This is a genomic window from Azospirillum formosense (assembly GCF_013340925.1).
In the GTDB taxonomy this organism is placed as follows: Bacteria; Pseudomonadota; Alphaproteobacteria; order Azospirillales; family Azospirillaceae; genus Azospirillum; species Azospirillum formosense.
The window spans coordinates 1-7,373 of the sequence record NZ_WHOR01000278.1; the positions used below are offsets into that span (position 1 = coordinate 1).

Annotated in this window: 7 protein-coding genes, 1 tRNA gene and 1 pseudogene; 3 read left to right on the forward strand and 6 right to left on the reverse strand. The window is 70.3% G+C overall.

Annotated elements, in window-relative coordinates; translation table 11 throughout:
• Positions 1-57: 57 nt before the first annotated feature.
• From rsmA to GBZ26_RS24770, 5 genes are all read right to left on the reverse strand, one after another.
• Positions 58-906: a 16S rRNA (adenine(1518)-N(6)/adenine(1519)-N(6))-dimethyltransferase RsmA gene (rsmA, locus tag GBZ26_RS24750; RefSeq protein WP_174441126.1), complete on the reverse strand. Its 849-nt coding sequence runs from the start codon at positions 904-906 to the stop codon at positions 58-60.
• An 82-nt stretch (positions 907-988) separates the two neighbouring features.
• On the reverse strand, positions 989-1,540 hold the full coding sequence (locus GBZ26_RS24755) for a hypothetical protein (protein ID WP_174441121.1): 552 nt from the start codon (positions 1,538-1,540) through the stop codon (positions 989-991).
• 108 nt (positions 1,541-1,648) lie between these two features.
• Positions 1,649-2,500 (reverse strand): alpha/beta fold hydrolase, encoded by an 852-nt coding sequence (locus tag GBZ26_RS24760; RefSeq protein ID WP_174441122.1) that lies wholly within the window; start codon positions 2,498-2,500, stop codon positions 1,649-1,651.
• Positions 2,501-2,528: 28 nt separating this feature from the next.
• On the reverse strand, positions 2,529-3,338 hold the full coding sequence (locus tag GBZ26_RS24765) for a transglycosylase SLT domain-containing protein (RefSeq protein ID WP_174441123.1): 810 nt from the start codon (positions 3,336-3,338) through the stop codon (positions 2,529-2,531).
• A 76-nt stretch (positions 3,339-3,414) separates the two neighbouring features.
• The gene (locus GBZ26_RS24770) at positions 3,415-3,951 is read right to left on the reverse strand and encodes a hypothetical protein (protein WP_246653882.1); all 537 of its coding nucleotides are present in this window, start codon (positions 3,949-3,951) and stop codon (positions 3,415-3,417) included.
• Between the two features lie 189 nt (positions 3,952-4,140).
• Here GBZ26_RS24770 and GBZ26_RS24775 point away from each other — a divergent pair, with 189 nt between their 5' ends.
• The 3 genes and pseudogenes from GBZ26_RS24775 to GBZ26_RS30450 all read left to right on the forward strand — a co-directional run.
• Positions 4,141-6,435 (forward strand): MHYT domain-containing protein, encoded by a 2,295-nt coding sequence (locus GBZ26_RS24775; protein ID WP_174441125.1) that lies wholly within the window; start codon positions 4,141-4,143, stop codon positions 6,433-6,435.
• A gap of 145 nt (positions 6,436-6,580) precedes the next feature.
• Positions 6,581-6,703, forward strand: coding sequence for a hypothetical protein (locus GBZ26_RS30765; protein WP_257722160.1), 123 nt, complete (start codon positions 6,581-6,583; stop codon positions 6,701-6,703).
• Between the two features lie 165 nt (positions 6,704-6,868).
• Positions 6,869-7,204, forward strand: a pseudogene (locus GBZ26_RS30450) (transposase); the annotation flags it as partial.
• 68 nt (positions 7,205-7,272) lie between these two features.
• Here GBZ26_RS30450 and GBZ26_RS24780 read toward each other — a convergent pair.
• Positions 7,273-7,349, reverse strand: a tRNA-Met gene (locus GBZ26_RS24780).
• Positions 7,350-7,373 lie beyond the last annotated feature (24 nt).

Below are 7,373 nucleotides of genomic sequence, written 5' to 3' on the forward strand. Positions count from 1 at the left end.
GGGAATTCAATCCCCTCCCCTGCGTCAGCGGGGGAGGGTTAGGGAGGGGGCAAAGACCTATCTCCCCCGATACGCCCGCGCCAGCGCCGCGAACCCCGACACATCCACCTCCTCTGCCCGCGCGGTCGGCTCGATGCCGGCGGCGGCCAGCAGCGCCTCCGCGTTCCCCAGGCTCTTCAGGCTCTGGCGCAGCATCTTGCGGCGCTGGCCGAAGGCGGCGGCGGTCACCTGCTCCAGCGCCTTCCACTCCGCCGGCTCCGGGTTGGCGCGCGGGGTCAGGTGGACGATGGTGGATTCCACCTTGGGCGGCGGGGTGAAGGCTTTGGCCGGCAGGTTGAACAGCACCCGCGCGTCCGACCGCCACTGCGTGATCACCGACAGGCGGCCATAGGCCTTGCTGCCCGGCTTGGCGACCAGACGGTCCGCGACCTCCTTCTGGAACATCAGCGTCAGGCTGACGAACTCCTCGATCCGCCCCAGCCAGCCGATCAGCAGCGGCGTCGCCACATTGTAGGGCAGGTTCGCCACGATGGCCCGCGGGGCCGGCGCGATCGCGATGGGATCGACCTCCAGCGCGTCGCCCTCGACGATGGACAGCCGCCCGTCCGCCGCCTGGATCACGTCCTGCAATGCCTCGATGAAGCGGTGGTCGCGCTCGATGGCGATGACCTGCTTCGCCTTGGTGGCCAGAAGGGCACGGGTCAGCCCGCCCGGACCGGGTCCGATCTCCACGACCGTCACGCCGGTCATGTCGCCCGCCGAGCGGGCGATGCGCCCCGTCAGGTTGAGGTCGAGCAGGAAGTTCTGTCCCAGCGCCTTGCGGGCGTCCAGCCCGAAGCGGGCGATCACCTCGCGCAGCGGCGGCAGGGCCTGCGGGTCGAAAGCGGTGGGCATGGGGCCAGACATGGGGGCGGAATCGGGCGTGGCGTCGGTCATGGCCGCACTTATAGGACGGCGCGGGCCCGCCGTCATCTGCCGCGCGTCATCGTCACCCTTCGCTTTTGAGCGCGATGTTCTCCGGCGCGGCGTCGAGACGGCCGGTGCAGGTGATGCGGCGCCCGTCGTCGAAGGCCTGGGACGGCTTCGGCCCGATGGTCACCTGCAACACCACCTTGTCGGCCAGCTGGTCGCCCAGGTCCTGGGGCCGGTCACCGCCCTGCGAGTCATGGCTGAACACGCTCTCCAGATACCAAGCCGCCCCGCCGGCCCCCTGCGGCCCGCCGCGGACCAGCGCGCCGGCCAGCCGGGTGTAGACATCCCTGCACACGTCCTCGGTCCGGTTGCGCGGCAGATCGACGAAGTTGGCGTAGGCGACGATCCGCCGATCCTGGAAGCGGTAGAAGACGCCGCTGCGCGACACCTCCGTCCGCAGATCGCGGGACAGCCCGTCCACCGTGTCGTGCAGGTCGCCGCGCAGCCGGGTCATGCCCCAGTCGAGCAGAGTCACCGGCTCCCGCGCCAGCCAGTCCAGCGCATCGCGGGCCTGGACCGGTCCTGAGACGAAAGACAGCAACAGGACAAGCGCGGCGAAACCCCTCATGGCGTCGGGCCTCCGGACCATCGTTGCGGCGCAACCGTACCATTCATGCTATGGCAGGATCGCCGCCATATCCAGCCCGCTTGCGGGCCGTATGCGGGGGTACCTCCGTCAATCCTCCAGCAGGAAGTCGCGCACCGCGGCGATCTGGTCCCCGGTCATCAGCGCCGGGGCGTGGCCGGTGTGGGCGAACTCCACCAGACGGGCCTTGGGGCCGCGGCGGGTCATCTCCTCCGCCGTCTCCGCCGGAAGGATGTCCGAGATGGCGCCGCGCAGCACCAGAACCGGGCAGCGGATGCGGTCCCAGACGGCCCACAGATCGACGTCCTCCATCGGCTGCGCCTTGAAGGCCTCGGCGATGGCCGGGTCGTAGGCGAGGCCGTAGCAGCCGTCCGGACGCAGGCGGGCGCTGTGCTCGGCCATGTGGCGCCACGCCTCGTCGGAAAGCCGCCCGAAGCCCATCAGGACGAAGCGCAGGTAGGATTCGACCGCCGCCAGATCCTCGAACACCGGGTCCTTGCCGACGTAATCGGCAATGCGCTGCAAGCCCGCCTTCGGGATGAAGGGGCCGATGTCGTTGACCACCAGACGGCGGATCGGGCTGTCGGGCTGGGCGGCCAGCAGCATGCCGATCAGCCCGCCCATCGAGGTGCCGACCCAATCCACCGACTCCACCCCCAGCCGGGCGATCAGCGCCGCCATGTCGGCGCAGTATTGCGGGTAGCCGTAGAGCGTCGGGTTGCTCAGCCGGCCGCTCTTGCCGCGCCCCACCACATCCGGGCAGGCGACGCGGTAGCGGTCGGCCAGATCGAGCGCCAGCGCGTCGAAATCGCGGCCGTTGCGGGTCAGGCCATGCACGCAGACGGCGGTGCGGGCCGCGTCCTCGCGCCCCCACTGGGTGTAGGCGACGCGGTGGAACCCCGCCGCGCTGAGGCCGAGAAAGCTGCGTTCGGACATCGGCACGGGTGGCCCCTCCCCTGTTGGTTCGTTCTCAGCCCTTGCCGGGCTTCGCCAGCTCCGCCGCCTGCCGGACGACCATGGGCGACGGTTCCGCCGCCGCGGCGTCGAAGGGATGCCGCGGCGCGTCGTACAGACGGCGGATGGCGCGCACGTAGTTCCGCGTCTCCTCATAGGGCGGAACGCCCCGGTAGCGGTCGACGGCGCGCTCCCCCGCGTTGTAGCCGGCAAGGGCCAGCGTAACGTCCCCCTGGAAATAGGCCAAGAGCCAGCGCAGATAGCGCACGCCGCCGCGGATGTTCTGGGCGGGGTCGAAGACGTCGGACACGCCGAACCGCTCCGCCGTGTCGGGGATGAGCTGCATCAGCCCGGCCGCCTCCTTCGGCGACACCGCGTCGGAGCGGAAGGCGCTCTCAACCCGGATCACCGCCATGACCAGCGCCGGGTCCAGCCCGTACTGGGGCGCGGTCTTGTGGACCAGCGCGATGATCTCCGGCGGCGGGGGCAGCGCCTCGCGCAGCGGGGCGGCGCCAGGGCGGCACCAGGGGCGGACATGGCCCATGCGGCCCGGCACATAGGCAACCAGCCGCCGCGCCTCCTTGTGGCCGCGCGACGCCGCGGCGCGCAGCCACGCCGTGCCGACCCGCTGGTCGCGCTTCACCCCGACGCCGAACAGGAAGCGCCGCGCCATGCGGTAGGCCGCCTCGGCGTCGCCCTTCTCCGCCGCCTCGCAGTCGGCCATGCGCGACTCGCGCGAGGAGACGGAGCCGGACTTGCCCGCGGCGAGGGCGGCGGGGGCCGCCAAGGCGACGAAAAGGGCGAAGGTCAGAGGGAGAAAACGCACGGGTTGGCCTTGGAACGATCTGCAAAACCGCATAGATATGAGGCTGCCCGCAGGAGGCGGCAAGCGCAGGGCAGGGTTACCCTCTTTTCGACACAGCGCGCAGACGGCCGCGCAGCGTCCGCGCCCAGCCGCGGACCACCTCCAGCGCCGGGCGAATCGTCGTGCGCACCCGCCCCACCACCCGCTTGGCAGCCTGCCAGGGCGGCAGGGCGGTCAGCCAGGCCAGCCAGCGCACCACCTGGACGTAGCACCAGGCGAAGGCTGGGATGGTCAGCAGCTTGTCCTTGCCGATGTGGAACAGCCGCTCCACCAGCGTGACCTTCACCAGTTCCACGGCCCCCAGCAGCAGGGCGCCCTGGACCGCGTGCCCGGTCCCCATCAGGTACAGGCCGACCGGCTTCAGCGGCTCCAGGACCACCAGCGGGACCACGAACAGCGCCAGGGTCGGATAGGGGCCGAGGCGACGGATGCGCGCCGCCAGCCGTTCGGCGAAGCGCTGCCGCCCGATCCAGGCGGCCAGCGGGCGCAACGCCTCCAACGCCACCGCGTCGATCAGGAAATAGCCCAGCGCCGCGACGGTCAGCAGGGGGCGCAGCAAGAAGCGGCGGAGCAACCCCGCCAGCCTCCCCCCCAAGCCCCGATCCAAAGTCCGAGAGGAGGAATTTCCGTTCGAGGTAGCCATTAGGTCTTTCGTCAGGCGTACAGGGGCGTTTCGCCGGCTTGGGTTCGCCGCGGATTTCCACTATCTAACGTTTCTGCCATTGCGCGTCCGTCCCTTCGTCCACTCTCGGTGCGCCCCATCGTGCTCGGCCATTACGATCCTTACCTCGTTGCGCTGTCCGTTGTCGTGGCCTCTTTCGGCGGCTATGTGGCCCTGGACCTCGCCTCCCACGCGCGGGAAGCCGGGCGGGGACGGAACGGTTGGCTGGGCGCCGCGGCGCTTGCCCTGGGGGCGGGGATCTGGTCGATGCACTTCATCGGCATGATGGCGATGCGCATGCCCGTGCCGGTGTCCTACGACATCCTGCTGACCGCGTTATCCTTTCTCCTGGCGGTCGGGGTGTCTGGGACCGGGCTGTTCGCCGTGGCGCACGGCGGGGGCGGCCGGACGACCCTGGCGGCGGCGGGTCTGCTGACCGGCTTCGGGATCGTCGCCATGCATTACGTCGGCATGGCCGGCATGAGACTGCCGGTGCCGCTGATCTACGACGCGCTGCTGGTCGTCGCGTCGGTGGTCATCGCCGTGGCCGCCTCCACGGCCGCGCTCTGGCTCGCCTTCCGCACCGCCAGCCCCATGCAGCGCCTGTCCGGTGCGCTGGTGCTCGGCGCCGCCGTTGTCAGCATGCATTACGTCGGCATGGCGGCCGCCAGCGCCACCGAGAACGCCATGGGTCACGCCATCGTGGCGGAGGCCGTCCCGGCCGGCGACGACCTCGGCCTCGTGCTGTCCACCCCGTCCCTGGCTGTGGGGACCGGGGTGGGGACGCTGCTGATCCTCTCGCTGGGGCTGCTCTCCGTCCTGATCGACCGGCGCCGCTCGGCGGAGCGCGCGGCGGGGCAGGAGGCGCGTTACCGCGCCGTCGTCGACACCGCGGTGGACCCCATCGTCGTGATCGACGAGACCGGCACCATCCAGTCCTTCAACCGGGCCGCCGAGACGACCTTCGGCTACGGCGCGGAAGAGGCCGTCGGCGCGAACGTCCGCATCCTGATGGCGGAGCCGCACCGCTCCGCCCATGACGGATACATGGCGCATTTCCGCGAGACGGGCGAGCGGCGGATCATCGGCATCGGACGCGAGGTCGAGGGCCGGCGCAAGGACGGCTCCCTCTTCCCGCTGGAACTGTCGGTGGCCGAATGGCACGACGGGCGGCAGCGCCTGTTCACCGGCATCATGCGCGACATCACCGCCCGCAAGGCGGCGGAGGACGCCTTGCACCGCGCCAAGGCGGAGGCGGAACGCGCCCGCGAGGAGGCGCTGGCCGCCCGCGACAAGGCCCAACGGGCGGACATGGCCAAGACCAAGTTCCTCGCCGCGGCCAGCCATGATTTGCGCCAGCCCGTGCAGTCGCTGTTCTTCTTCGCGCACGCACTGTCCGACCGGCTCGACGGCCATCCCGCCTCCCCCCTGCTGGCCAGCATGAGCGAGTCGCTGAACGGCCTGCGCACGCTGCTGGACAGCCTGCTGGACGTGTCGCGGCTCGATGCCGGGGTGGTCACCCCCGCGGTGACGGAATTCGCGCTGGGTCCCCTGCTCCAGCGTCTGGCCGACGAGTACCGGGGCCGCGCGGCGGAGGTGGGGATCGCCTTGCGCCACGTCCCCACCGACGGCTGGACGCGCAGCGACCCGGCGCTGGTCGAGCGCATCCTGCGCAATCTCGTGGAGAACGCCATCCGCTACACGGAGAGCGGACGGATCCTGATCGGCTGCCGCCGCACCGGCAACGGCCTGCGGGTCGAGGTGCTCGACACCGGCATCGGCATTCCGGAGGACAAGCGGGACGAGGTGTTCGTCGAGTTCGCCCAGCTCGCCAACCCCGAGCGCGACCGGCGCAAGGGGTTGGGGCTGGGGCTCGCCATCGTGCGGCGTCTGGCCGGGCTGCTCGGCCACGAAGTGACCCTGCGCTCCCGTCCGGGGCGGGGCAGCGCCTTCGGCCTGACCGTGCCGTCGGTCGCGCCGCGTCAGGTGATGAAGACCTGCCGCCCCGCCGCCCAGCCCGCCGCCAACGGCGGCAAGGGTCTGGTCGTGGTGGTGGAGGATGACGCCATCATCCTGCTCTCCATGCGGACCATGCTTGAGGAGTGGGGGTACGAGGTGGTGGCGGCCGTCTCCGCCGATGAGGCGGTGGGCACCCTGACCAGTCTCGGCCAGCGCCCCGACATGATCGTCGCCGATTACCGCCTGCGCGAGGGCCGGACGGGGCTTCAGGCCATCCGCGACATCTACGGCGTCTGCGGGGTGCGGGTGCCTGCCCTGGTGCTGACCGGCGACACCGACCCCGCGCGCATCGCCGAGGTCCAGCAGAGCGGCCACCGCCTCCTGCACAAGCCCGTGGCGCCCGAGGTGCTGCGCAACGCGCTGAACTCCGCGGCCTGAGCGCTGTCTTCCCCAGTCGCTCCCGGTCGAGTCCCGAGTGTGGTTGAAAGCGCGCTCCGCCCCGCTTATGGTCTTGGAAAAAGGCGCGTTTGCGCCGAATGCACAACCGATCTCCACTAAGAATCCGGTTCTAGGAGCGCCCTCCATGAAAGCCATGCTGCTCGGCTTCGCCGCCGCCATCGTCATCGCCGTCGGCGCATCGGTCGCGTTGACCTCCATCGACCACAGTTCAGCCAGCCGCTTCTCCAGCAGTTCGGTCCGTCTCTGAGGGCGAAGAGCGGTCGGCCAAATCAGCGGCTCTGAACGCTGATTCGGGCACGAGGGATGCCCTTCCGGGGCGGGTTGATGATCCGGGTGTCGCTCGGCGTCTCCTCGCCCTGGCTCTGGTTCTGCAAGACAGCTGCGGGAGGGTGCATGCTGGGCGCGCGCAGGGCCCGACCCCGCCTGGGGCAATCCTCTTGAACTCTGTTGGCTGGATGAGGCCCCGGATCGGTCAGCAAGACGCCCAGACACGGGTGTGAACCGCCAAGGGCAGCGTGTCCCGCGACCAGAGCCACACCTCGGCCTAACTGTTCCGATCCTTCTGCCCGGGCCGTGGCGCCGTCGCATCCCTGGTCCTGCCCAAGACCAACCCCGCCATGTCCCAGCATCGGGCCGAGATCATCGGCCTCCTGCCCCTTCCGCCCTACTACTGTCCGGAACTCAACCCGGTCGAAAACACTGGCAGTTCCTCCACCGGAACCACCTCAGCCATCATGTCTTCGATTCCTGCGTGCGCCGCGGCGAACCCGAAACGCCGACAGCCCGCCTCGTTGGAGGCGGGCTGTCGACTGTCGATGGTTGCGGGGGCAGGATTTGAACCTGCGACCTTCAGGTTATGAGCCTGACGAGCTACCGGGCTGCTCCACCCCGCGGATGTTCCTTGGGAAGGGACCCGT

Coding starts and splice junctions, on each gene's coding strand:
- rsmA (WP_174441126.1), bottom strand. CDS start 906: ATGTCTGGCCCCATGCCCACCGCTTTCGACCCGCAGGCCCTGCCGCCG.
- GBZ26_RS30765 (WP_257722160.1), top strand. CDS start 6,581: ATGAAAGCCATGCTGCTCGGCTTCGCCGCCGCCATCGTCATCGCCGTC.
- GBZ26_RS24755 (WP_174441121.1), bottom strand. CDS start 1,540: ATGAGGGGTTTCGCCGCGCTTGTCCTGTTGCTGTCTTTCGTCTCAGGA.